Here is a 22,972-nt window from a genome sequence, read left to right as displayed (position 1 = left end):
GCCGGGCTGCGCTCCATCCGGACGAGGGTGGCCGACCGGCGTCAGACCGCCGCGAGCTCGGGTTCCCGCGCGAGGAAGCGGTGCAGCAGCACCTTGTCGAAGCGGTCGCGCGCGGGCAGCGAGAGCATGAGCTCGATGAGCGTGCGGTCGGCGAAGGGCAGCGCGACCCGGTGGCCCATGTCGCCCTCCTGGAACTTGCGGGCCGCCCACTTGGCCATCCGGTGCTCCCAGTACGTGATGTCGTGGAAGTCGTGGCCGGCCAGCGCGTCCGCGGTGAAGCCGGTGTACTCGACGAGCCGCTCGAACTCGGCGACGTACGCCGGGCGGCCGGCGGTCGGCTTGCCGTAGGTGAGGACCGCGAGCGCGCGGGGCGTCGGCTCGGGGTCGACGCGGCGCTCCTCGCCGTAGAAGTACGTGCCGATCTCGGCGAGGATCGACTGCAGCTCGACGAAGTCGTGCGGGAGGTCGTGGAACATCGCGGTGGCGGCGCCGAGCGACGAGGCGAGACCCGGGAACGACTGCTCGTGCGCGATCCGGAAGGGGTCCTCGGGGCCGGGGTTGCGCCAGCGGATCACCCTGTGCCGCAGCCCCGCCCGGAAGGCGAGCTCGTTGGCGCCGTAGAGGTCCTCCTGCACACCGGGGTTGATCGGCAGGTCGCGCGGGTTGAGGTAGGTGTAGGTGAAGTCCTCGGGGTCGAGGTGCGGTCGCGCTCCGACGAGGGTCGTGCGCGAGTCCAGGCCGGCGGTCAGGCTGATGCCGACCCGGCCGAGGCCCGCGGTGAGCCGCGCGAGGGCGTCGAAGCGCTCGGCGAACCGCGGGAAGACCTCGTCGGCGCTCGAGGGCACCCGCTCGCGCACCGGCCACACGCGGCGGTGCACGGCGCGGTCGGGGGCGGCGAGGTCGACGTCGAGCACGCAGTTGGGGAAGACCGGCAGCACCCCCTCGTGCGTCGTCCTCAGCCCCGGCATGAAGATCGTCCCCTTGGGCCGGAAGTCGCGGATCCGCTCGTAGAGCTCGATGCCTTCGTGGTCGGGGCCGGCGTCGACGACCCCGGCCGCGAGCACCGCGTGCGACCCGATCGCGAGCGCGGGCCTGCGCAGCACCCGCCGCGGGCGCGCCGACCAGAACACCGGCTGGGTGGCGTGCGAGTCCGGCGAGACGACGAGCCGGGAACCCTTGCGCAGGAACGCCGTCCAGCGTCCAGACAGGGCGGACAGCGCCTCGAGGACGGCGTCGTCACCGATCCGCAGCGCGGCGAGCACGCGGTCGGCGACGACCGCGCCGTCGGCCGTGCCGGCGTCGACGTCGAGCGGCTGCCCGCAGACGACGACCTGGAGGCTCTCCTCCGGTGCACCGGCCGACGCGTGGACGACCGTGCGCGGGTGCGTGCGCAGCACCGCCTCACCGACAGGACGGGTCGGCCAGCCCTCGACGTGCGCCGGGACGGCGCCACCGAGCTGGAGGAGGTAGCCGTGCCCGAAACGGGCGTGCTCGATCAGCTCCTGGGCCTGCACGGTCAGCGCCTCCGGGCGGTGCCGAAGATGGACCGGGTGATCTCGCGGCCGAGCGCCGTCCCGGCCGAGCGCAGCATCGAGCGGAAGGCCGAGGACTGCACGACCTGCTCGACCATGCCCGGGTCCTGGGCGCGGCGGCGCTCCTCCGCGGCCCTGGCCTTCTCGGCCGCCGCCTGCTCCTTGGCCGCCGCCTGCTCGGCCGCGGCGCGCGCCTTCGCGGCCTCCTGGGCGGCTGCGGCGTCGGCCTTCGCGCGCGCCTCGGCCTCGGCGGCCGCCTGCTGGGCTGCGGTGCGCTCCTGCGTCGCCTTGCCGAGCATCTCGGCCGCGGAGTCGCGCTCCTGCGCCTGGGCGTACTGCGCGGTCAGCGGCGAGGCGGCCACGGCGGCGTCGACGACCGCGTCGGGCGAGGGGCCCATGAGTGACTCGGGGGCGCGCATCCGCGTCCACGCGACGGGGGTCGGGACCCCCTTCTCGGACAGGACCGTGACGACGGCCTCGCCGGTGCCGAGCGAGGTGAGCAGCTGCGCGAGGTCGTAGTCGGTCTTCGGGTAGGTCTTGACGGCGGCCTTGAGCGCGGCGGCGTCGTCCGGGGTGAAGGCCCGCAGCGCGTGCTGCACCCGGTTGCCGAGCTGGGCGAGGACGTCGCCCGGGACGTCCTTCGGCGACTGCGTCACGAAGAACACGCCGACACCCTTGGAGCGGATGAGCCGGACGGTCTGCTGGATGGCGTCGACGAACTCCTTCGACGCGTCCGAGAAGAGCAGGTGCGCCTCGTCGAAGAAGAAGACGAGCTTGGGCTTGTCGAGGTCGCCGACCTCCGGCAGGTCGTGGAAGAGGTCCGCGAGCAGCCACATGAGGAAGGTCGAGAACAGCTGCGGCCGGTCCTGCACCGCCGGCAGCTCGAGCATCGAGACGAGCCCGCGCCCGTCAGGTGCGGTGCGCAGCAGCTGTGCGGTGTCGAGCTCGGGGAGGCCGAAGAACGCGTCGGCGCCCTGGTCGGAGAACGTGATGAGCTCGCGGAGGATGACGCCCGCCGTCGCCGACGACAGCCCGCCGAGCTCCTTGAGGTCCGCCTTGCCCTCGTCGGAGGTCAGGTGCTGCACGACCGCGCGCAGGTCGGCGATCGTGTCGAGGAAGAGGCCGCGCTTGTCGGCGTAGTGGAAGACGAGGCCGAGGCTGGACTCCTGGGTCGCGTTGAGCCCCAGCACCTTCGCGAGCAGCGTCGGCCCGAAGGTCGACACCGCGGCGCGCACCGGGATCCCCTTGCCCTGGCCGCCGAGCGCGAAGAACTCGACCGGGTAGGCGGTCGGGGTCCACGGCAGACCGACGTCCTGGGAGCGCGCCGTGACCCGGTCGTTCGCCTCGCCGGCGGTGGCCATCCCCGACAGGTCGCCCTTGACGTCGGCGAGGAACACCGGCACGCCCTGGGCCGTCAGCTGCTCGGCCATCAGCTGGAGCGTCTTCGTCTTGCCCGTGCCTGTGGCGCCCGCGACGAGGCCGTGGCGGTTCATCGCCGACAGGGGGATGCGGACGACGGCGTCCGGGTGAGCGGTGCCGTCGACGACCGCCGCCCCGAGCTCGAGGGCCGGGCCCTCGACGGTGTAGCCGGCCCGGATCGCGTCGAGGAGGGGGTTCTCGGTGCTGTCGCTCACGCGCGTCAATCTAACCCCCGCCGGGGTTTCGCGGCCGGACCTCGCGGGCTCGGCCCATAGAGTGGTCGCCGTGATCTTCAAGGCCGTCGGTGACGCGCGCCCGTACCCGGACCACGGGTACACGGGGCGGCAGTGGTCGACCGTGCCGCCGCGGCTCGTGCGCCTCGACGAGCTCGTGACGACCAAGCGCGAGCTCGACCTGCACGCGCTGCTCGCCGAGGACTCGACCTTCTACGGCGACCTCTTCGCGCACGTCGTCGAGTGGGAGGACACGCTCTACCTCGAGGACGGTCTCCACCGCGCCCTGCGCGCCGCGCTGCACCAGCGCCCGACCCTGCACGCCCGCGTGCTGACCCTCTGAGCCCGTCGTGAGCGAGTACACGAGCGAGTCGCCGGCCTCCGTCGAGGCCCGGGCGCGGCGCCGTCGCTCGGCCGTCGTCATCGGCGTCGTCCTCCTCGGGCTGTTCTTCGCGTTCTGGTACGGCCTCTCCTACTACCGCGCCGACGAGCAGGCCCGCGCGAGCCGCCCGCCCGCCGCGACGTGCCGGCCCTTCGACCCGGACGAGCGGGTGCCGGGACAGGTGACGGTCGACGTCTACAACGCGACGAACCGCGCCAACCTCGCCTCCCGCACGGCCCAGCTCCTCGAGAAGCAGGGCTTCGTCGTCGGCAAGGTCGGCAACGACGAGTCGGGGCGTAAGACTCCCGCGGTTGCCGAGGTCCGCTACGGCCCCGCCGGCCGCGCCGACGGCCAGTTCCTCCTCACGGTCATGCCGAAGGGCTCGAAGGCGGTCAACGACAAGCGGGCCGACGGCAGCGTCGAGATCGCGCTCGGCACGAAGTTCACGACGCTGCGGCCCTACGTCGCGCCCACCGGCGGGCTGCCGATGTGCCCGGAGCCGTCGGCCTCCTGAGCCGACGGCGGGGCGGTCCCGGGGTCAGGCCGCGGAGCGCTGCACCGTGCGGCGGCGACGGTGGACGAGGACCGCGGCCACGACGACGAGCGCGACGACGACCAGCGAGCCCGTCCCGAGCCAGCTCTCGAGGCGCTGGTAGCTGCGCCCGGCGAGGTAGCCGCCGACGACCGTCGCGAGCCCCCAGGCGAGGCCGCCGAGCAGGTTCCACACGAGGAAGGTCGGGTAGCGCAGGCCCGAGGAGCCGGCGAGCGCCGGCACGACGGCGCGCAGGAAGGCCGTCCAGCGGGCGAGGAAGACCGACACCGCGCCGCGGCGGACGAGGAAGTCCTGGGCCTGCTCGATGCGTGGCCGCGCGCGGCGCAGCACCCGCGCCTCCGTGAGCCGGGGCCCGAGCACCCGCCCGACCTCGTAGCCGATGCTGTCGCCGACGATCGCGGTGCCGACGACGACGAGCGCCACCCAGGGCAGCGAGGTGTGGCCGATGGCGGCGGTGACGCCGCCCAGGATGGCCGCCGTCTCGCCGGGCACGACGAAGCCGACGAAGAGCGCGTCCTCGACGAGGACGACGAGCCCGACGACGAGGTAGACCACCCACGCCGGCTGGCCGAGGATCTGCTCGAGGAGGCTGGACACGAGCGCCATCATCCCCCGCCCGGCCAGGACGTCGGCCGGGAGGGCGCTGTGGGTCCGCTGTGCGTCCCGGCCTGCCCCGCCCCCGGGGCGCCCCCTCCCGACCTCCCCCCACCGCGGGAGGGAAACCTGCCGCAGTGGGAGCGAAACCTCCCGCGGTGCGAGGGATCGGTGCGGGACCGGGTCGAGCCCGTCCCGACGGGGCCGGATCGCCCTGCCGGGGTGCCGTGGCAGGTCGGCGCGGCGAGATCAGACCGGCAGTGCGAGGCGGGGCGGCGCAGCGAGGTCGGGGCGGCGCGGCAAGGTCGGGGCGGCACGGCGAAACGGGGGCGGCACGACGACATGGGGGCGGCACGGAATGGTCGGGCCGGCGCGATGGATGTCGGGGACCGCGGTCCCCGGCCCCGGGCAACAGGAAAGCCCCCGGCGTCGTGCTCCCGGGGGCTCCTGCCTGGCGGTGGCGGTGGGATTTGAACCCACGGAGGGCGTAAACCCTCACACGCTTTCGAGGCGTGCTCCTTAGGCCGCTCGGACACGCCACCGCCGGAGAGGCTACCCGAGCCCCCGGACCGGCCGGAAATCGGGGCCGGGGACGCCACGACGCCGCCCCCGCGGAGGGTGGGGGCGGCGTCGGGAGGGGGCGGCCGGTGATGTCCGGCCGAACCGGGTCAGGCCCGCTTGGTGACCGCCTTGACGGCGAACAGGAGGATGCAGGCGCCGATGAGCGCGGTGATGAAGCTGACGATGACGCCGCTGCCGTCCGTGTCGACGCCGAACGCGCCGAGGAGGAAGCCGCCGATGAGGGCGCCGATGATGCCGACGACGATGTTGAGGATGATGCCCTGCTGCGCGTCGGTGTTCATGATCTTGCTCGCGACCCAGCCGGCGAGACCGCCGATGATGATCCAGCCGATGATGCCCATGGGGTGGCCCTTTCGTGTCACACGTGCACGGCCCCGGTCGGGACCGTTCGTGTCGAACCTAGCAGGAACCTTCGACAGAGTTTTGACACGGTGCAGACCAACTGGTCAGGACCCTGCCGGACCCCCGCGGTGGCCGGCGAAGAAGTCCCGGACGAGGGCACCGCACTCCTCCTCGAGCACCCCACCGACAACCTCGGCGCGGTGCGTCACGCGCCGGTCGCGCGGCACGTCCCAGACCGAGCCGCACGCCCCGAGCTTGGGGTCCCACGCCCCGAGGACGACCTGGGCGACGCGGGCGAGGACGAGGGCGCCGGCGCACATCGGGCAGGGCTCCATCGTCACGACGAGCCGGCACCCCTCCAGGCGCCACGTCCCGAGCGTGCGCGCGGCCGCCCGCAGCGCGACGACCTCGGCGTGCCCGGTGGGGTCGCCCTCGGCCTCGCGGACGTTGAAGCCCTCGCCGACGACGACGCCGGCGGGGTCGACGACGAGCGCCCCGACCGGCACGTCCCCCGCGGCCGCGGCGCGCCCGGCGAGGGCCAGCGCCCGGCGCATCCACGCCTCGGCGGCGGGGTCGGGTGGAGTCGGCACGCGCTAAGTTTCACCCATGCGCGTGATCAACCCGGACCACCGGCTCATCGCCCACAAGCTGACCTACCTCCGGGACAAGCGGACGGACTCGCCGACCTTCCGCCGCCTCGCCGAGGAGCTGATGACCCTCCTCGCCTACGAGGCGACGCGCGAGGTGCGCATCGAGCCGTTCGAGATCGAGACCCCGGTCGCGCCGACGACGGGCATCAAGCTCTCCAACCCCAAGCCGCTCATCGTCCCCATCCTGCGCGCCGGGCTCGGGATGCTCGAGGGCATGGTCCGGCTGCTGCCGAGCGCCGAGGTCGGCTTCCTCGGGATGCAGCGCGACGAGGAGACCCTCGAGGCGGTCACGTACGCCAACCGGCTGCCCGACGACCTCTCCGGCCGCCAGGTCTACGTCCTCGACCCGATGCTCGCGACGGGCGGCTCGATGGCCGACGCCATCCACTTCCTCGCCGAGCGCGGCGCCGACGACATCACCGCCGTCACGCTGCTCGCCGCCCCCGAGGGCATCGCGCACCTCGAGGAGTCGGTCGCCGACATCGCGGCGCCGGTCACCCTCGTCACCGGCGCGATCGACGAGAAGCTCAACGAGGTCGGCTACATCGTGCCGGGCCTCGGCGACGCCGGCGACCGCCTCTACGGCGTCGCCCAGTAGGTCCCCGACCCGGCCGGGGCCGGGCGCGACACGCCCGGTCCCAGCCACCTCGTCCGTCACACCCGTCACATCTGGGACGATCATCGGCGAGGCGTGCCCCACGCCGCGCCCGCACGCAGGAGGATCCACGCCATGCCCCCGGTCAAGAAGATCGTGATGTGGCTCGTCGTCGTCTTCCTGCTGTACGCGATCCTCACCTCGCCCGACTCCGCCGCGAGCATCTTCGGCTCGGCCTGGGACGTCGTCTCCAACGGCGTGAGCAACATCGGCCGCTTCTTCGACAGCCTGCTGAACGGCTGACCCGTGCGCCGGGCCCACTCCGTCACGGACGGGACCCCGGACAGCGTCGAGGTCGACCTCGAGGCGATGCCCCGGCGCGTCGCCCGGAGCCTGGAGCGCCAGCTCGCCGAGGGCGAGCGCATCGTCATCCGCACCCGTCAGCACCCGGCGGTGCTCGTGCGGCAGGCGCTCTGGCCGCTCGCCGCGTTCGTCGTCTACGTCTGGTTCGACGCGGGGCTGCACGTCGCCGAGCCGCTGCTGCGGCTGACCGGCATCGTCCTGCTCGTCGGCCTGGCCCGCCTCGGCTGGGCCGAGCTCCAGCGGCGCTACCGCTGGATCGTCGTGACCAACAAGCGCATCCTCCGGCACGAGGGCGTCCTCGACGTCAGCGTGCCGATGATGCGCCTGACCAAGGTCACGGACATGACCTACCGCCGCCCGCTGGTCGGTGAGCTGCTCGGGTTCGGCACCATCATCATCGAGAGCGCCGGCCAGGAGCAGGGGCTGCGCGAGCTGACGTTCATCCCCGAGCCCGACCACGTCAACGCCGCGCTCAACTCCGAGATCTTCGGCGAGAAGCCGCGCGAACGCCGTTCCGGCACAGGGCGGTCGTGGCCGAAGCTGCCCCGCCGCCCGCGGCGCGGCGGTGACGGACCAGAAGGCCCCGACGGCCCGGACGACGGTGGCGGGGGTCCGCCACGGGGTCGCGGGCCGCGCGACCCCGGCCCGATCCTGCCCGGCGGCGGCGTCTCGGTCACCGACCCCGGCTACCCCGCGATGCCCGAGGGGCTGTCCGGGGGCTCCCCCGAGTCCTGGTACCGCAGCTCCAACCTCGCCCCCCGGCTGCTCGGCGACACCGGCGAGATCCCGGTCGTGCGCACCGGATCTCGCGCGGACGACGTCCCCTTCGACCAGGACTCCCCGGCGCCGCGCGCGGACGACGGCACCCGCGACGACCACGTCCGGGCCATCCCGCTCTACCCGCCGCGCGACTGGGTCGACGAGCGGCCCTGACCGCATCCCCCGCAACCGCCGGGTGGTCCGCTAGCGTCGCGGGGGCCGGGGAGCAGCGACGATGGGAGACCTGTCATGGGCGTGATGCGGACCAAGTCGATCGAGGAGTCGATCCGGGAGACCGAGGACCCGGAGTACCAGCTCAAGAAGAAGCTGTCCGCCGTCGACCTCACCGTCTTCGGGATCGGCGTCATCATCGGCGCCGGCATCTTCACGCTGACCGGGCGCGCGGCCGCCAACTACGCGGGCCCGTCGATCGCGATCTCGTTCGTGCTCGCCGCCGTCTGCTGCGGCCTGGCCGCCCTCTGCTACGCCGAGTTCGCCTCCACCGTGCCGGTCTCCGGCTCGGCGTACACGTTCTCGTACGCGTCCCTCGGCGAGATCGTCGCGTGGATCATCGGCTGGGACCTGCTGCTCGAGCTGATGCTCGGCGCGAGCGTCGTGGCCCAGGGCTGGTCGCAGTACGCGACCCTCCTGCTCGACAAGTTCGGCATCACGGTGCCCGAGGCCGTCGCGCCCGGGTCGCACTTCGACCTGCCGGCCTTCGTCCTCGTCGCGCTGCTCACGGCGCTCATCGCGATCGGCATCAAGGAGTCGCTGCGGGTCAACCTCGTGCTCGTCGCGGTCAAGCTCTTCATCGTCCTGTTCGTCATCTTCGCCGGGCTCTCGTTCGTCAACACCGCGAACTACTCGCCGTTCATTCCGCCGGCGACCGCGGGCGAGCAGACGAGCGGCCTGACGGCCCCGCTCATCCAGGTGCTCTTCGGGCTCGAGCCGACGACGTACGGCGTGCTCGGCATCGTCTCCGGCGCGGCGATCGTCTTCTTCGCCTACATCGGCTTCGACGTCGTCGCGACGACGGCCGAGGAGGCCAAGAACCCGCAGCGCGACCTGCCGATCGGCATCATCGCCTCGCTCGTCATCTGCACGGTCCTCTACGTGGCGACGACGCTCGTCATCACGGGGATGGTCAAGTACGACAAGATCGACCCCGACGCCGCGCTGGCCGCCGCGTTCGAGTCGGTCGGGAAGCCGGGGTACGCGACGCTCATCGCCGCCGGCGCCGTGGCGGGTCTCATGACCGTCGTCATGACGCTCATCATCGGCGCGACCCGCGTGACGTTCGCGATGTCCCGTGACCGGCTGCTGCCGCCCTCGCTCGGGCGCACCAACCCGCGCACCGGCACCCCGGTCCGGCTGACCGTCATGATCGGTGCCGCCGTCGCGCTCATCGCCTCGCTGACGCCCATCGGCAAGCTCGAGGAGATGGTGAACATCGGCACGCTGTCGGCGTTCGCGCTCGTCTCGCTCGCCGTGCCGGTGCTGCGCAAGCGCCGCCCCGACCTGCCGCGCGCGTTCCGCGTCCCCGGCAACCCGGTGCTGCCGGTGCTCGCCGCGCTGATCAGCCTCTACCTCATGCTCAACCTGTCGGTCGAGACGTGGCTGCGCTTCCTCATCTGGATGGCGCTCGGCTTCGGCATCTACGCCTTCTACGGGTACAAGCGCTCGCGGCTGCACGGCCGCACCGACGGCGACGAGGCGAAGGTCCGCGCCGACGCCTGACCGCGCCCCCACCACCCCGTTCGAGGTGAAACCCGACCCTCTCCCGGTCGGGTTTCACCTCGACTCGTTCTCCACAGGGGTCGATGGCGTGCCGCGTCGTCCACAGATGCCGCCCAGGGACTCGTGGCGACCGCGCCGTCGGAGCACTCTCGGCGGATGGACGGACGAGCGACGGTGGCGGCGCGCCGACGGGCGGCGCGCGACCTGGCCGCCCCCTACGGCGGCGTGCTCTCGCGCGCCCTGCTGCGCACCGTCGGGGTCGACCACCGGATGGTGCGCCGCGAGGTGTCGGCCGAGCGCTGGGCCACGCACGGGGTGCAGACGGTCGCCACGTTCACCGGCCCCCTCGACGCCCTGGCCCATCGATGGCGCGGCGTCTGGGAGGTCGGTGACCGGGTCGCGGCCGTCGACGGCGTGACCGCGCTGCACCACGCGGGGATGACCGGGTACGACGACGACCGCGTCCACGTGTCCGTCCGGCACACGACGGAGGTCGAGGACGTCGAGGGCGTCGTCATCCACAAGGTGGTGCGCAGGGTCGAGGGTGAGCTGCTCGAGGGCGGCCTGCCGCGCACGCGCCCGGCGGTGGCCGCGGTGCGGGCGGCCCACTGGGCGGTCAGCGACCGGCAGGCGGCCCTGCTCCTCGTGCTGCCGGTGCAGCAACGGCTGTGCACCGGCGAGCAGCTCGTGGCCGCCGCCGACGAGGTCCGGATGCGCACCCGGCGTGCGCTGGTGCCCCGCCTGGCCAGGGACGTCGCCGACGGCGCGCACTCCCTCGGCGAGCTCGACGTCGTGGCGGCGTGCCGTCGTCGGGGGCTGCCCGAGCCGTCCAATCAGACCGTCCGCCGGCTCCCGGGTGGCCGGGCCTACCTCGACGTCGAGTGGCGCGAGGCGCGGCTCGTCGTCGAGGTCGACGGGGCGGGTCACGTCGCGGGTCTGCAGCCGGGTGACGACACGCTGCGCCAGAACGCCGTCGCGCTGGGCGACGACCTCGTCCTGCGCGTCGGGCTGCTCGGGTGGCGCCTCACCCCGGAGGTCTACCTCGACCAGATCTGCGCCGCCTACCGGTCACGACTGACGCGGGCGGCGTGACCACGACCGCGGCCCTCATCCGGGTCGAGGTGAAACAAGACCTTCTCGCGGTCGGGTTTCACCTCGACGCGGGGAAGCCCCGCCGGGGTCGAGGTGAAAGAAGACCCTCTGGCGGTCTCGTTTCACCTCGACCTGCCGCACCCTCGACCGGTGGAGTCAGGGGCGCAGGACGGCCTCGGAGGCGCCACCGGCCGCCGAGGTCTGCACCCCGTCGACGTCGAGCACCGGCACGTCGAGCACCGGCGCGTGGCGCTGCGGGTGCCGCTCGCCGAGCGGTCGCTGCGCCGGCGCGGCGTCGTCACCGAGGGGCAGCTCGAGCTCGAGCACCCCCTTGCCGAGCCGGCCGTCCTCGGGCAGCGTCACGGGGTACTGCCCCGAGAAGCACGCGGTGCACAGGCGCCCGCGCGGCTGCTCGGTCGCCCCGATCATCCCGTCCTCCGAGATGTACCCGAGGCTGTCGGCGCCGATCGAGTTGCGCACCTCCTCGACCCCGAGCCCGGTCGCGATGAGCTCGGCACGGGTCGCGAAGTCGATGCCGTAGAAGCACGGCCAGCGCACCGGCGGCGACGAGATGCGCACGTGCACCTCGGCGGCCCCGGCCTCGCGCAGCATCCGGACGAGCGCCCGCTGCGTGTTGCCGCGGACGATCGAGTCGTCGACGACGACGAGCCGCTTGCCGCGGATGACGTCGCGCAGCGGGTTGAGCTTGAGCCGGATGCCGAGCTGCCGGATGGTCTGCGACGGCGCGATGAACGTCCGCCCGACGTAGGAGTTCTTGACCAGGCCCTGGCCGTAGGGGATGCCCGACTCCTGCGCGTAGCCGATGGCGGCCGGCGTCCCCGATTCCGGCGTCGGCATGACGAGGTCGGCCTCGACCGGGTGCTCGCGCGCCAGCTGCCGACCCATCTGCACCCGCGACTCGTGGACGCCGCGGCCGTTGATGGTCGTGTCCGGGCGGGCGAGGTAGACGTACTCGAACACGCAGCCCTTGGGCTCGGCCTCCGCGAAGCGCTGCGAGCGCAGCCCGTCCTCGTCGACGGCGATGAGCTCACCGGGCTCGACCTCGCGGACGAACGAGGCGCCGACGATGTCGAGCGCCGCGGTCTCGGACGCCACGACCCAGCCGCGCTCGAGGCGGCCGATGACGAGCGGCCGGATGCCCTGCGGGTCGCGGGCGGCGTAGAGCGTGTGCTCGTCCATGAAGACGAGGCAGAAGGCGCCGCGCAGCATCGGCAGCACCTCGAGGGCGGCGGCCTCGACGGTGCGGTCGGGGTCGGAGGTCAGCAGCGCCGTGACGAGCGCGGTGTCGGTGGTGTTGCCGCGGGCGAGCTCGCCGCGCTGGCCGTCGACCCGGTGGCCGGCGACGACGTCGCGCAGCTCGGCCGAGTTGATGAGGTTGCCGTTGTGCGCGAGCGCGACCGTGCCGCCGGCGTGGCCGTCGAGGGTCGGCTGGGCGTTCTCCCAAGTCGAGCCGCCGGTCGTCGAGTAGCGGCAGTGGCCGACCGCGAGGTGGCCGCGCAGCGCCCCGAGAGAGCGCTCGTCGAAGACCTGCGAGACCAGGCCCATGTCCTTGTAGACGAGCAGGCGCGTGCCGTCGGAGGTCGCGATGCCCGCGGACTCCTGGCCGCGGTGCTGCAGCGCGTACAGGCCGTAGTAGGCGAGCTTGGCGACCTCTTCCCCCGGCGCCCAGACCCCGAACACGCCGCACGCGTCCTGGGGTCCCTTCTCACCGGGAAGGAGGTCGTGGCTGAGGCGTCCGTCTCCGCGTGGCACGTGCTCCATCCTCTCACGCGGGCGGCCGGGCCCCGGGGGAGTCCGGCGGCCGGACGCGGCGGACGCGGCCCGGGAGCCGACCGGAGGGCTCAGCCCCGGCGCGAGAAGCGCTCGAGGGCCAGCGCGAGCAGCGCGGCGGCGAGCGCGAAGAGGCAGGCCCCGAGGACGCCGAGGTAACCGACGGCCGTCGTGGCCGAGTACTGCTGCTGGGCCAGCGCCGAGTCGGTGTCCTCCAGCCAGCCGAAGTCGGCGATCGCGGCGCCGACCACGAACCCGAGGACCGCGCCGGTGATGATGAACGGCAGGAAGCGGGGAGGGCGTGCGGTCTTCACGCCTCCCACGGTAGGTGACGCGGCGGGTGGCGGCCGCATCCACGGCCGCCGCCGTCGAGGGTTGGCCGACCCGCCACGCCGGCCGGGGCGCGGGCGCGCGGGCGCCGCTCGGGGCCCGCCTGCGGGGCGAGGATGGGAGGGCACCCCCGCCGCCATCCACCGGCCCCGCCCGCTCCGAAGGACTGACATGACCACCACCTCCCCCCAGACCGCAGCCCGGCAGCGGCCCGCCCGCGGCTGGTACGCCCTGGGCACGCTGCTCGCGACGGCCGCCGGGGCGGGCGTCGGCCACCTCGTCGCCGGCTTCGTGGCCCCCGAGTCCTCCCCCGTGCTCGCCGTCGGCTCCACCGTCATCGATGCCACGCCCACCCCCGTCAAGGAGTGGGCGGTCTCGACGTTCGGCACCGCCGACAAGCCGATCCTCGTCGGGTCGGTCACGATCGTCACGCTGCTCCTCGCCGCGCTCGCCGGGGCCGTCGCCCGCACCCGCCGCACCGTCGGCCTCGCGGTCGTCGGCGTCCTCGCGGTCCTCGCGCTGGCCGCCGCGGCGACCCGCCCGACGGCCTCCGGCGCCTCGCTCCTCCCGGGCTTCGCGACCGCCGTCGTCGGTGTGCTCGCGGCCGGATGGTTCCTCGGCGTGCTCGACCGGTGGGGCGCCGACGCGGCCGACCCCGCCTCGGGCGCCGGACCCGACCGCACCGCCCACGGCGACGGCACGAGCGGCCGACGCACGGTGCTCGTCGCGGCCGCCGGCCTCGGCGCCGTCGCGGCGACCGGTGGCGGCGTCGGCCAGGCCCTCGCCCGCAGCACCACCTCGACCGGCGACATCGTCCTCCCGACCCCGGCGACGACGCTGGAGCCCCTCCCCCAGGGCCTCGAGGAGATGGTCCGCGGGGTGTCCTCCTTTCGCACGCCGAACGACGCCTTCTACCGGATCGACACCGCCCTCGTCATCCCCCGGGTCAGCGTCGACGGGTGGAAGCTCACCGTCGACGGGATGGTCGACAACCCGTTCTCGCTGACCTTCGAGGAGCTGCTCAAGCTCCCGATGATCGAGAAGGACGTCACCCTGACCTGTGTCTCGAACGAGGTCGGCGGCCCCTACGTCGGCTCGGCGCGCTGGCTCGGCGTCCGCGTCCGCGACCTGCTCGAGCGGGCCGGCGTGCAGCAGGGCGTCGACCAGATCTTCAGCGAGTCGACCGAGGGCATGACCATCTCGACGCCGCTCCAGGCCCTGATGGACGACCGCGACGCCCTCGTCGCCGTCGGGATGAACGGCCAGCCGCTGCCCCCGGTGCACGGCTTCCCCGCGCGCCTCGTGACGCCCGGTCTCTACGGCTTCGTCGGCGCGACGAAGTGGCTGACCAAGCTCACCGCGACCACGTACGCGCAGAAGACGGCGTACTGGACCGGCAAGGACTGGGCCACGGACGCGCCCATCTACACCGAGAGCCGCATCGACACCCCGAAGCCGCTCTCCACGACCAAGGCCGGGAAGGTCGTCGTCGGCGGCGTCGCCTGGGCGCAGCAGCGTGGCATCGAGAAGGTCGAGGTCCGCGTCGACGGCGGGGACTGGGCCGAGGCGAAGCTGGGCAACGACGCCGGTATCGACTACTGGCGCCAGTGGTACTGGGAGTGGGACGCCCCCGCCGGCCGGCACACCCTCGAGGTGCGCGCGACCGACGAGACCGGCGAGGTGCAGACCGACAAGCGGCAGACACCGTTCCCGAAGGGCGCCACCGGCTGGCACTCGGTGATCGTCACCATCGAGTGACGACGCCCTCGGCACCCGACAGCGCATCGGGTCGTCCGACAGACTGATCCACGACACGTACGGCGGTCGGTCCCTCACGGGGCCGACCGCCGTCGCGTGTCTGCCGGCGCGCAGCGCCCCGCAGCCGGGCGACGTGCCCCGCCGGTCGGTGCTCGGGGCCCGAGCCGTCCGGCGGCCACGAGACCCGAGACCCGGGACACGGGTTCGGCTCCGAGACAGGGCTTCCGAGGTCCTGTCTCGTCCACATCTCGGGGCGACCCCGAGAAGTCGGGGTTTCGGGCGGGTGAGAAGTGGTGGTCGGGGGCCGGCGCGACACCCGATCTGAGGAACTTCGAAAAAAGTTGCCCGGCAACCCATCCGGTCACCGAGCAGCTCCGAACCAGATGTGTACGCAGGACAACGACACACCGCAAGGAGACACCCCCATGCGCAAGACCCGCCTCACCGTCGCCGCCCTGGCTCTCGCCCTCCCCCTGAGCCTCGCGGCCTGTGGCTCGGACGACACCGCCACGAGCGGCTCGGGCACCAGCTCGTCCGCCGCCGCCACCTCCGCGGCCCCCTCGGCCAGCCCCTCGGACTCCGCCACCACGGCGAGCGCCCCGTTCGGCTCCGCCTGCTCGGCCGTCCCGGCCGACGGCGCCGGCTCGTTCGACGGCATGGCGCAGGACCCGGTCGCCACCGCGGCCAGCAACAACCCGGTCCTGTCCACCCTCGTCACCGCGGTCGGCGAGGCCGGCCTCGGCGACACGCTGAACAGCGCCAAGGACATCACCGTCTTCGCCCCGACCAACGACGCCTTCGAGGCGCTCCCGAAGGCCACGCTCGACGCGGCCATGAAGGACCCGAAGGGCCTGCTCACCACGGTTCTCACGAACCACGTCGTCGAGGGCCGGCTCTCCCCGGACCAGGTCGCCGGTGAGCACAAGACCCTCTCGGGCAAGTCGATCACCGTCGAGGGCTCCGGCGAGGACTTCACCGTGACCCCGGGCGACGCCAAGATCGTCTGCGGCAACGTCCAGACCGCGAACGCCACGGTCTACATCATCGACAAGGTTCTCGTCCCCGAGAGCTGATGCATCAGCGATGATGGTCGACATGACAGCCGCCTCCTCGGGACAGCCCACCACTGAGCCCGGGGGGGCGGCTGCCACCGCGTCCGACCTGGCGGAGCTCCTCCGCCGGTCGGCGCGTGGCGACGAGGAGGCGTTCGCCGCCCTGTACGACGCGACCTCACGGCGCGTCTTCGGGCTGGTGCTGCGCATCGTCCGGGACCACGCGATGAGCGAGGAGGTCACCCAGGAGGTGTACCTCGACGTGTGGCGCACGAGCTCCCGGTTCGACGCCACGAAGGGCAGCGCCCTCTCGTGGCTGATGACCATCGCCCACCGCGCGGCGGTCGACCGGGTCCGCTCCAGCGAGGCCTCTCGCCGTCGCGACGACGCCCACTCCGTCGCGACCCGCGAGGTGGAGTTCGACCAGACCGCGGAGGCCGCCCAGACCTCCCTCGAGGGCCAGCGCGTGCGCCGGGCCCTCGCCACCCTCACCGAGGCGCAGCGCAGTGCCGTGGAGCTCGCCTACCTCGGGGGGTACACGCACACCGAGGTCGCGAAGCTGCTCGGCGTGCCCCTCGGCACAGCGAAGACCAGGATCCGGGACGGCCTCATCCGCCTCCGGGACACGTTGGGAGTACCGGCATGAGCCCCGATCTGCACCACCTGAGCGGCGCCTACGCGGTCGACGCACTCGACCAGGACGAGCGGTCCGCCTTCGAGCGGCACCTGTCCGCCTGCGCCTCCTGCCGCGCGGAGGTCGGCGAGCTGACCGACGCCGCGCACTCCCTCGGCGCCCTCACCGAGGCCACCCCGTCCGCCGAGCTGCGCTCGGCCGTCCTCGCCGGCATCGCCCGCGTGCGGCCGCTGCCCCCGCTCGTCACCGAGCTGCGCGCCGACGACGAGCCCGTCGTCGTCACCCCCGGCGTGCCGACGGTCGGCGAGGCCGCCGCCACCGGGACCGGCGCCCGCGTCATCCCGCTCCTCCGTCGCACGAGCACCTGGCTCGTCGCGGCCGCCGCCGCCGCGGTCGTCGCGGTGGGTGGCGTCGCGTGGAGCCCGTGGTCGGGCGACCAGCCGGCGCTCACCGCGATCCAGCAGGTCGAGCGCGCCCAGGACGCCGCCACGGTGACCAGCCACAAGGGGGCGACGACCGCGACCCTCGCCTACAGCCGGCAGATGGACCAGTCGGCGATCACCGTCACCGGGATGCCCCCGGCGCCGGACGGCAAGGTCTACCAGCTCTGGTACGTCGGCTCCGACGAGATCGCCCGGTCCGCCGGCTTCCTCACGCCGGCCGACGGCCGCGGCCAGGCCGTGCTCGACGGGCAGATCGACGGCGCGGCAGCGGTCGGCGTCACCGTGGAGCCGGCCGGCGGCTCGACCGCCCCGACGACGACGCCGATCCTCGTCATGGCCGTCGCCTGACGGACCCGAGCACCGCGCGTCAGCGCCCGAGCGACCCCGCCACCTCCTCGAGGACGGCGGGGTCGCCCGCGTAGGGGCCCTCCGCCCGCGGCCAGTGGCTCACGACGTCGGTGAAGCCGAGCTCGGCGGCGCGGCCGGTCATCTCGGCGTGCAGGCCGGCGGACTCCAGCGAGAACCGCGGCGAGGAGTCGAGCGAGAGGTAGCGGTCGAGGGGACCGCGCCCCGAGGCCGCGACCGCGTCGTCGAAACGGCTGACGAGCTCGCGGACGTGGTCGAACCAGGCGTCGAGCGTGTCGCCCTTGCCGCCGTAGGTGACCCAGCCGTCGGCGTGCTCGGCCGCCAGCCGGACCGAGCGCGGGCCGTTGGCGGCGACGAGCAGCGGCACCCGGTGGCGCACCGGCCCCGGGAGGGTGCGCGCGTCCTGCGTCGTGTACCAGGCGCCGTCGTGGTCGACGTGGTCCTCGCGCAGGAGCCGGTCGAGCAGCGGCACGAACTCGTGGAAGCGGTCGACCCGCTGCCGCAGCGCGAGGTCGGAGCCGAGCAGACGGGCGTCGAGGTCGCCGCCGGTGCCGACGCCGCAGAGGAACCGGCCACCCGTCAGGTCGTCGAGGGTGATGACGTCGCGCGCGTACGTGTAGGGGTGGTTCTGGTTCGGCGAGGAGACGAAGGTGCCCAGGCCGATGCGCCCGGTGACCCCGGCCGCCGCGGCGAGGGTCGGCATCGCGCTGAACCACGGGCTGTCGGGAAGCCCGCCCCACACGAGGTGGTCGTAGGTCCAGGCGTGGTCGAAGCCCATCTCCTCGACGGCGCGCCACCGCGGCGCGGTGACCGCCCACGGCTCGTCGGTCAGGAGGACGACGCCCCGGCGGATGCTCACGCGCGCGCCTCCCGGGTCAGGGGCAGCAGCCCGGAGAGGTCGGCGCGGGTGCCGCTGACGCGCAGCACACCCTCGGCGAGGGCCTGCGACCACGGGATCTCGCCCTGGACCAGGCGCAGCCACGTCTCGGCGTCGGTCTCGACGACGTTCGGCGGGGTGCCGCGCGTGTGCCGGGGGCCCTCGACGCACTGGACGACCCCGTAGGGCGGCACCCGGACCTCGACGCTGTTGCCCGGGGCCCGGGTCGCGAGCTCCTCGAGGGCGTACCGGACGGCCGTGCCGCGCGTGGCGCGGTCGGTGCCGTCGGGGTCGGCGTGCCACGCGCGCAGGGCGCTCCGGCCGAGCTCGGGGTCGGTGCGGCGTCGGGGAGGCATGCCCCCGACGCTACCGAAGCCCACCGACGCATAGCCTTCCCCCGTGGGCGAGGTGCGCATCGAGGTCGAGGGCGGGGTGGCCGCCGTGCTCCTCGACGGCTACCCGCAGTCGGCCGTCGAGCTCGAGGACCCCACCGTCCTGCACTTCGAGTACGTCCAGCACCTCGCGCTCGTCGTCGACGCGCTCGCCCCCGCCGGGACGCTGCGCGTCACCCACGTCGGCGGCGGGGGGCTGACCCTGCCGCGCTGGGTGCAGGCGACGCGCCCCGGCTCGCCGCAGATCGTCATGGAGCCCGACGCCGCCCTCACCGAGCAGGTGCGCCGCGACATCCCCCTGCCCCGCGGCCACCGGATGCGCGTGCGGCCGGTCGGCGGCGAGGAGGGGGTCGCCGCCCTGGCCGACGGCAGCGCCGACGTCGTCGTCCTCGACGCGTTCGTCGACGGCCGGGTGCCGCCGGGCCTGACCACCGTCGAGTGGCTCGACGACGTGCGGCGGGTCCTCGTCCCCGGCGGCCTATTGCTCGCCAACGTCACCGACGAGCCGGGGATGCGCTACGCCGCCCGGGTCGCCGCCGGCGCGCAGGAGGTGTTCGGGCACACCGCGTTCGTCGGCCTGCACGAGGTCCTCAAGGGACGGCGCTTCGGCAACGTCGTGCTCGTGGCGTCCCCGGGGCCCCTCGACCTCTACACGCTGCGGCGGGCCGCCGCCTCGGCCGTCCTGCCCACCGGGGTGCTGCCGTGGACCGACGTCGCCCGCCGCGTCCCGGGCGCCCGCCCGCTGCGCTCCGGCGACGGCACGGCGGCGGCGTCCCCCGAGCCCCCGGACCCCGGCGGGTGGCGGGTGCGCTGACCCCGACCACCCGCCGGTGGTCAGGACAGGAAGCGGTCCGGCGTGAGCGGCAGCTCCCGCACCCGCACCCCCGTCGCGTGGTGCACGGCGTTGGCGATCGCGGCCGCCGTGCCGACGATGCCGATCTCGCCGATGCCGCGCGAGCCCATCGGCGTGAAGGCCTCGTCGGACTCCTCCAGCCACTCGGCCTCGACGTCGAGGACGTCGGCGTGGGCGGCGACGTGGTAGCTCGCGAGGTCCTGGGTCACGACGTGGCCGAAGCGCGGGTCGCGCCAGGACTCCTCGAACAGCGCGACCGACAGGCCCATGACGAGCCCCCCGACGAGCTGCGAACGGGCGGTCACGGGGTTGAGGACCCGCCCGACGGAGTAGACCCCGAGCAGCCGGGGCACGCGCACCTCGCCGGTCCAGTGGTTGACGCGGGCCTCGCAGAACACCGCCCCGAAGGAGTGGTTCGCGGTCTCGGTCTCGGCCGGGCTCTTGGCCGCCGACGCGGTGACCTCCGCCCCGGGCGCGGGGTCGGCGCCGTGCTCGGCGCGGAAACGCTGGGCGGCCGCGACGACGGCGCTGCCCCACGAGCTCGTGCCCGAGGAGCCGCCCGCGACGGACGCCGGGGGCAGGCGCGTGTCCGCGACCTCGAGGTCGACGTCGCCGGGCTCGACCCCGAGGGCGTCGGCGGCGATCTGCGTCAGCACGGTCCGTGCACCCGTGCCGATGTCGACGCAGCCGATGGCCACGCCGTACCGTCCGCCGGCCAGCGCCGTGACGCGCGCCTGGTTGCCCGGCATCTTCATCGCGGGGTAGGTCGCGGCGGCGACGCCGGTGCCGACCCACCACTCGCCCTCGCGGCGGGCCCGGGCCTGCGCCGGGCGGTCGGCCCAGCCGAAGCGCTCGGCGCCGCGGCGCAGGCACTCGGGCAGCCGGCGGACGTCGAAGGGCTTGCCCGTCTCGGGGTCGGTGTCCGGCTCGTTGCGCAGCCGCAGCTCGACGGGGTCGATCCCGCAGGCGAGCGCCAGCTCGTCCATCGCGACCTCGCCGGCGAACATCCCGGGCATCTCGCCGGGCGCGCGCATCCACGAGGGGACGGCGACGTCGAGGACGGCGAGGCGGTGGCTCGTGCGCCGGGCCGGGGCGGCGTACATCATCCGGCTCGGGGAGGCCGTCTGCTCGGCGAACTCCTTGACGGCCGAGGTCTGCTCCTGCACCCGGTGCTCGAGGCCGACGAGCCGCCCGTCCGCGTCGGCGCCGAGGCGCACGTGCGAGATGGTGGCCGTCCGGTAGCCGGTCAGCGAGAACATCTGCTGGCGGGTGACGGCCAGGCGCACCGGGCGGGGCCGGACCGCGTGGGCGGCGAGCGCCGCGGCGACGACGTGGGCGTGCGGCTGGCCCTTGCTGCCGAAGCCGCCGCCGACGTAGGGGGCCCGGACCCGCACCTGCGCGGGCTCCAGGCCCAGCACCGGCGCGACCGCGGCGGCGACGGCGTGGACGCCCTGCGTGGAGTCGACGAGGTCGAGGACCTCGCCGTCGGTGCCGTCCTGCGCCCAGCGGGCGACGGTGGCGTGCGGCTCCATCGGGTTGTTGTGCTCGTAGGGCGTGCGGTAGGTCTGCTCGACGAGCACCGCGGCGCCGGCGAGGGCGGCGTCGACGTCGCCGTCCTCGGTGTCGGTCTCCATCGACGGGTTGACCGTGTCGGGGCGGTAGGTCGCGTTGTCCTCGCGCAGCTCGGCCTCGAACGCCTCCTCGCGGTAGCGGACGTCGACGAGTGCGGCGCCCTCGCGGGCGGCCTCGGAGGTCTCGGCGAGGACGAGCGCGACGACCTGGCCGCGGAAGTGCACGGTGGCGTCCTGGAGGATGGCCAGCTCGCCGTCGTCGGTGTCGGCCAGGCGCATCGCGCTCGTGTGGTCGAGGACGGCGACGACCCCGGGGTGGGCGAGCGCCGGCGCCGGGTCGAGGCGCTCGACCTCGCCCTTGGCCACGGTCGACCGGACGAGCCAGACGTGGAGGGGGTCGCCGGTGTCGTGGGCGGCGCTCTCGACGGCGTAGGTCGCGCGGCCGGTCACCTTCTCGGGGCCGTCGACGCGGTCGAGGCGGGTGCCCATCGAGCGCGGGGTGACGGGGGTGGTGCTCGTCCCGGTGCTCACGAGAGGTCCTTCCCGGCGAGGCGGAGCAGGGTGCGCGTGGTGGCGCCCCGCAGCATCGGCAGCTTGTAGGCGGTCTGGTCGGTGGTCGTGGCGGCGGCCAGCTCGGCGTCGACGGCGGCGCGGACGGCGTCCTCGTCGAGCGTCGTCCCGGTCAGGGCCTCCTCGGCGGCGGTGGCGCGCCACGGCTTGTGCGCGACCCCGCCCCAGGCGATGCGGACCTCCCGGACGACGTCGCCCTCGAGCTCCAGCGCGGCCGCGACGGACACGAGCGCGAAGGCGTACGAGGCGCGGTCACGGACCTTGAGGTAGGTCGAGCAGCGGGCCGCGTCGGTGAAGGGCAGCTCGACCCCGGTCACGAGGTCGCCGTGCTCGAGCGTCGTGTCGACGTCGGGTCGGTCGCCGGGCAGGCGGTGCAGCTCGCGGACGGGCACGCGCCGCTCGCCCTGCGGGCCCCGCACGACGACGACGGCGTCGAGGGCGGCCATCGCGACCGCCATGTCGGAGGGGTGGGTGGCGACGCAGTGCTCGCTCGCCCCGAGGACGGCGTCCTGGCGGCCGTAGCCGCCGACCGCCGAGCAGCCGCTGCCGGGCTCGCGCTTGTTGCACGGGGTCGACACGTCCTGGAAGTACACGCAGCGGGTGCGCTGGAGGAGGTTGCCGCCGGTGCTCGCCTGGTGGCGCAGCTGCCCGGACGCACCCGACAGCAGCGCGCGCGACAGCACGGGGAAGGCCGAGCGGACCACCGGGTGCGCGGCGAGGTCGCTGTTGCGGACGTTCGCGCCGACGTGGAGGACGCGCCCGTCGGAGCCGTCCTGCTCCTCGACGCCGTCGAGGCCGAGCCGGCTGACGTCGACGAGGCGCGCGGGCCGCGCGATGCCGAGCTTGAGGTGGTCGACGAGGTTGGTGCCGCCGCCGAGGTAGCGGGCGTCGGGGTCGCCGGACACGAGGGCGACCGCCTCCTCGACGTCGCTCGCGCGGACGTAGTCGAGCTCCCTCATGCTCCCACCGCCGCCTTCACCGCGGCGAGGATGCCGGGGTACGCGCCGCAGCGGCACAGGTTGCCGCTCATCCGCTCCCGGATCTCGTCGTCGGTCAGCTCGACGTCGGCCTCGAGGTCCTCGGTGACGTGGCTGGGATGGCCCTGCTTCGCCTCGTCGAGGACACCGACGGCCGAGCACACCTGGCCCGGCGTGCAGTAGCCGCACTGGTAGCCGTCGTGCTCGAGGAAGGCCTCCTGCACGTGGTGCAGCGCGTCGTCGGTGGCCAGCCCCTCGGCCGTCACGACCTCCGAGCCGTCGAAGGCGACCGCGAGGGCCAGGCAGGTGAGGTGCCGGCGGCCGTCGAGGAGCACCGTGCACGAGCCGCACTGGCCGTGGTCGCACCCCTTCTTCGGCGAGGTGACCGCCAGCCGCTCACGCAGGGCGTCCAGGAGGGTGGTGCGGGTGTCGACGGTCAGCTGCCGCCGCTGCCCGTCGACGGTGAGCTCGATGGTGGTGTCCATTCCCATGTTGTACCCCCTCCGGGACCCTCCGACCCGTGCC

The 22,972-nt window shown here is 74.1% G+C and carries 24 protein-coding genes and 1 tRNA gene; 12 read left to right on the top strand and 13 right to left on the bottom strand.

What is annotated here, in order from left to right:
• Positions 1-41: 41 nt before the first annotated feature.
• On the bottom strand, positions 42-1,514 hold the full coding sequence (locus HL663_RS06025) for a hypothetical protein (protein WP_173027514.1): 1,473 nt from the start codon (positions 1,512-1,514) through the stop codon (positions 42-44).
• A 2-nt stretch (positions 1,515-1,516) separates the two neighbouring features.
• On the bottom strand, positions 1,517-3,166 hold the full coding sequence (locus HL663_RS06020) for a helicase HerA-like domain-containing protein (protein ID WP_173027513.1): 1,650 nt from the start codon (positions 3,164-3,166) through the stop codon (positions 1,517-1,519).
• A gap of 70 nt (positions 3,167-3,236) precedes the next feature.
• On the opposite strand from HL663_RS06020, the gene HL663_RS06015 reads away from it, so the two are divergent.
• Together HL663_RS06015 and HL663_RS06010 are read left to right on the top strand one after the other, a co-directional pair.
• Entirely contained in the window at positions 3,237-3,527 is a 291-nt protein-coding gene (locus HL663_RS06015; protein WP_173027512.1) for a type II toxin-antitoxin system VapB family antitoxin, read from the top strand.
• A gap of 7 nt (positions 3,528-3,534) precedes the next feature.
• Positions 3,535-4,080: a LytR C-terminal domain-containing protein gene (locus HL663_RS06010; protein WP_173027511.1), complete on the top strand. Its 546-nt coding sequence runs from the start codon at positions 3,535-3,537 to the stop codon at positions 4,078-4,080.
• Between the two features lie 24 nt (positions 4,081-4,104).
• Here HL663_RS06010 and HL663_RS06005 read toward each other — a convergent pair whose 3' ends face one another.
• The 4 genes from HL663_RS06005 to HL663_RS05990 all read right to left on the bottom strand — a co-directional run bounded on the left by HL663_RS06005 (position 4,105) and on the right by HL663_RS05990 (position 6,191).
• On the bottom strand, positions 4,105-4,725 hold the full coding sequence (locus HL663_RS06005) for a DedA family protein (protein WP_286175976.1): 621 nt from the start codon (positions 4,723-4,725) through the stop codon (positions 4,105-4,107).
• A gap of 440 nt (positions 4,726-5,165) precedes the next feature.
• A tRNA-Ser gene (locus HL663_RS06000) sits at positions 5,166-5,255 on the bottom strand.
• Positions 5,256-5,381: 126 nt separating this feature from the next.
• Positions 5,382-5,636, bottom strand: a complete 255-nt coding sequence (locus HL663_RS05995) for a GlsB/YeaQ/YmgE family stress response membrane protein (RefSeq protein WP_173027509.1) — start codon at positions 5,634-5,636, stop codon at positions 5,382-5,384.
• Positions 5,637-5,741: 105 nt separating this feature from the next.
• The gene (locus tag HL663_RS05990) at positions 5,742-6,191 is read right to left on the bottom strand and encodes a nucleoside deaminase (RefSeq protein WP_173030027.1); all 450 of its coding nucleotides are present in this window, start codon (positions 6,189-6,191) and stop codon (positions 5,742-5,744) included.
• A gap of 52 nt (positions 6,192-6,243) precedes the next feature.
• On the opposite strand from HL663_RS05990, the gene upp reads away from it, so the two are divergent.
• The 5 genes from upp (at position 6,244) to HL663_RS05965 (ending at position 10,833) form a co-directional block, all read left to right on the top strand.
• A complete protein-coding gene (gene upp / locus HL663_RS05985; protein WP_173027508.1) occupies positions 6,244-6,885 on the top strand; it encodes a uracil phosphoribosyltransferase in 642 nt (213 codons plus the stop codon).
• A 132-nt stretch (positions 6,886-7,017) separates the two neighbouring features.
• Entirely contained in the window at positions 7,018-7,185 is a 168-nt protein-coding gene (locus HL663_RS05980; protein WP_169742028.1) for a hypothetical protein, read from the top strand.
• A gap of 3 nt (positions 7,186-7,188) precedes the next feature.
• Positions 7,189-8,178 carry a PH domain-containing protein gene (locus HL663_RS05975; protein ID WP_173027507.1) on the top strand — a complete coding sequence of 330 codons (990 nt, stop codon included), beginning with the start codon at positions 7,189-7,191 and terminating at the stop codon, positions 8,176-8,178.
• A gap of 75 nt (positions 8,179-8,253) precedes the next feature.
• Positions 8,254-9,741, top strand: a complete 1,488-nt coding sequence (locus tag HL663_RS05970) for an amino acid permease (RefSeq protein ID WP_173027506.1) — start codon at positions 8,254-8,256, stop codon at positions 9,739-9,741.
• Positions 9,742-9,897: 156 nt separating this feature from the next.
• Entirely contained in the window at positions 9,898-10,833 is a 936-nt protein-coding gene (locus tag HL663_RS05965) for a putative endonuclease domain-containing protein (protein ID WP_173027505.1), read from the top strand.
• 156 nt (positions 10,834-10,989) lie between these two features.
• Here HL663_RS05965 and purF read toward each other — a convergent pair whose 3' ends face one another.
• Together purF and HL663_RS05955 are read right to left on the bottom strand one after the other, a co-directional pair.
• Entirely contained in the window at positions 10,990-12,606 is a 1,617-nt protein-coding gene (purF, locus tag HL663_RS05960; protein ID WP_173027504.1) for an amidophosphoribosyltransferase, read from the bottom strand.
• Between the two features lie 89 nt (positions 12,607-12,695).
• Positions 12,696-12,938 (bottom strand): hypothetical protein, encoded by a 243-nt coding sequence (locus tag HL663_RS05955; RefSeq protein ID WP_286175975.1) that lies wholly within the window; start codon positions 12,936-12,938, stop codon positions 12,696-12,698.
• A gap of 187 nt (positions 12,939-13,125) precedes the next feature.
• On the opposite strand from HL663_RS05955, the gene HL663_RS05950 reads away from it, so the two are divergent.
• From HL663_RS05950 to HL663_RS05935, 4 genes are all read left to right on the top strand, one after another.
• A complete protein-coding gene (locus tag HL663_RS05950; protein ID WP_173027502.1) occupies positions 13,126-14,712 on the top strand; it encodes a molybdopterin-dependent oxidoreductase in 1,587 nt (528 codons plus the stop codon).
• A 425-nt stretch (positions 14,713-15,137) separates the two neighbouring features.
• The gene (locus HL663_RS05945; protein WP_173027501.1) at positions 15,138-15,785 is read left to right on the top strand and encodes a fasciclin domain-containing protein; all 648 of its coding nucleotides are present in this window, start codon (positions 15,138-15,140) and stop codon (positions 15,783-15,785) included.
• 22 nt (positions 15,786-15,807) lie between these two features.
• The gene (sigK, locus tag HL663_RS05940; protein ID WP_286175974.1) at positions 15,808-16,410 is read left to right on the top strand and encodes an ECF RNA polymerase sigma factor SigK; all 603 of its coding nucleotides are present in this window, start codon (positions 15,808-15,810) and stop codon (positions 16,408-16,410) included.
• Positions 16,407-17,189 (top strand): anti-sigma factor, encoded by a 783-nt coding sequence (locus HL663_RS05935; protein ID WP_173027499.1) that lies wholly within the window; start codon positions 16,407-16,409, stop codon positions 17,187-17,189. The genes sigK and HL663_RS05935 overlap by 4 nt, the downstream gene beginning before the upstream one ends.
• Positions 17,190-17,208: 19 nt before the next feature.
• Here the strand turns inward: HL663_RS05935 and HL663_RS05930 are convergent, their stop codons facing one another.
• Positions 17,209-18,066 carry an LLM class flavin-dependent oxidoreductase gene (locus HL663_RS05930; RefSeq protein WP_353654114.1) on the bottom strand — a complete coding sequence of 286 codons (858 nt, stop codon included), beginning with the start codon at positions 18,064-18,066 and terminating at the stop codon, positions 17,209-17,211.
• Complete coding sequence (locus HL663_RS05925) at positions 18,063-18,440, bottom strand: sterol carrier family protein (RefSeq protein ID WP_173027498.1); 378 nt, start codon at positions 18,438-18,440, stop codon at positions 18,063-18,065. The genes HL663_RS05930 and HL663_RS05925 overlap by 4 nt, the downstream gene beginning before the upstream one ends.
• Positions 18,441-18,483: 43 nt before the next feature.
• On the opposite strand from HL663_RS05925, the gene HL663_RS05920 reads away from it, so the two are divergent.
• Positions 18,484-19,290, top strand: a complete 807-nt coding sequence (locus HL663_RS05920; protein WP_286175973.1) for a spermidine synthase — start codon at positions 18,484-18,486, stop codon at positions 19,288-19,290.
• 20 nt (positions 19,291-19,310) lie between these two features.
• Here HL663_RS05920 and HL663_RS05915 read toward each other — a convergent pair whose 3' ends face one another.
• The 3 genes from HL663_RS05915 to HL663_RS05905 are packed head-to-tail and all read right to left on the bottom strand — an operon-like array spanning position 19,311 to position 22,932.
• Positions 19,311-21,431 carry a xanthine dehydrogenase family protein molybdopterin-binding subunit gene (locus HL663_RS05915; RefSeq protein WP_286175972.1) on the bottom strand — a complete coding sequence of 707 codons (2,121 nt, stop codon included), beginning with the start codon at positions 21,429-21,431 and terminating at the stop codon, positions 19,311-19,313.
• Entirely contained in the window at positions 21,428-22,429 is a 1,002-nt protein-coding gene (locus HL663_RS05910; RefSeq protein WP_173027497.1) for an FAD binding domain-containing protein, read from the bottom strand. The genes HL663_RS05915 and HL663_RS05910 overlap by 4 nt, the downstream gene beginning before the upstream one ends.
• Positions 22,426-22,932: a 2Fe-2S iron-sulfur cluster-binding protein gene (locus tag HL663_RS05905; RefSeq protein ID WP_173027496.1), complete on the bottom strand. Its 507-nt coding sequence runs from the start codon at positions 22,930-22,932 to the stop codon at positions 22,426-22,428. The genes HL663_RS05910 and HL663_RS05905 overlap by 4 nt, the downstream gene beginning before the upstream one ends.
• Positions 22,933-22,972 lie beyond the last annotated feature (40 nt).

Source organism: Arthrobacter sp. NEB 688, from assembly GCF_013201035.1.
Classification (GTDB): Bacteria; Actinomycetota; Actinomycetes; order Actinomycetales; family Dermatophilaceae; genus Phycicoccus.
Note: the sequence above shows the minus strand (reverse complement) of the source record. Positions and strands in the feature narration are given on the sequence as shown.

Bases quoted from the DNA above. Each gene is read 5' to 3' on its own strand.
- HL663_RS05905 (WP_173027496.1), bottom strand. From the start codon at position 22,932: ATGGACACCACCATCGAGCTCACCGTCGACGGGCAGCGGCGGCAGCTG.
- HL663_RS05950 (WP_173027502.1), top strand. From the start codon at position 13,126: ATGACCACCACCTCCCCCCAGACCGCAGCCCGGCAGCGGCCCGCCCGC.
- HL663_RS05995 (WP_173027509.1), bottom strand. From the start codon at position 5,636: ATGGGCATCATCGGCTGGATCATCATCGGCGGTCTCGCCGGCTGGGTC.
- HL663_RS05980 (WP_169742028.1), top strand. From the start codon at position 7,018: ATGCCCCCGGTCAAGAAGATCGTGATGTGGCTCGTCGTCGTCTTCCTG.
- HL663_RS06005 (WP_286175976.1), bottom strand. From the start codon at position 4,725: ATGGCGCTCGTGTCCAGCCTCCTCGAGCAGATCCTCGGCCAGCCGGCG.
- HL663_RS05935 (WP_173027499.1), top strand. From the start codon at position 16,407: ATGAGCCCCGATCTGCACCACCTGAGCGGCGCCTACGCGGTCGACGCA.
- sigK (WP_286175974.1), top strand. From the start codon at position 15,808: ATGACAGCCGCCTCCTCGGGACAGCCCACCACTGAGCCCGGGGGGGCG.
- HL663_RS05925 (WP_173027498.1), bottom strand. From the start codon at position 18,440: ATGCCTCCCCGACGCCGCACCGACCCCGAGCTCGGCCGGAGCGCCCTG.
- HL663_RS05990 (WP_173030027.1), bottom strand. From the start codon at position 6,191: ATGCGCCGGGCGCTGGCCCTCGCCGGGCGCGCCGCGGCCGCGGGGGAC.
- HL663_RS05965 (WP_173027505.1), top strand. From the start codon at position 9,898: ATGGACGGACGAGCGACGGTGGCGGCGCGCCGACGGGCGGCGCGCGAC.
- HL663_RS05970 (WP_173027506.1), top strand. From the start codon at position 8,254: ATGGGCGTGATGCGGACCAAGTCGATCGAGGAGTCGATCCGGGAGACC.
- HL663_RS05910 (WP_173027497.1), bottom strand. From the start codon at position 22,429: ATGAGGGAGCTCGACTACGTCCGCGCGAGCGACGTCGAGGAGGCGGTC.
- upp (WP_173027508.1), top strand. From the start codon at position 6,244: ATGCGCGTGATCAACCCGGACCACCGGCTCATCGCCCACAAGCTGACC.
- HL663_RS05945 (WP_173027501.1), top strand. From the start codon at position 15,138: ATGCGCAAGACCCGCCTCACCGTCGCCGCCCTGGCTCTCGCCCTCCCC.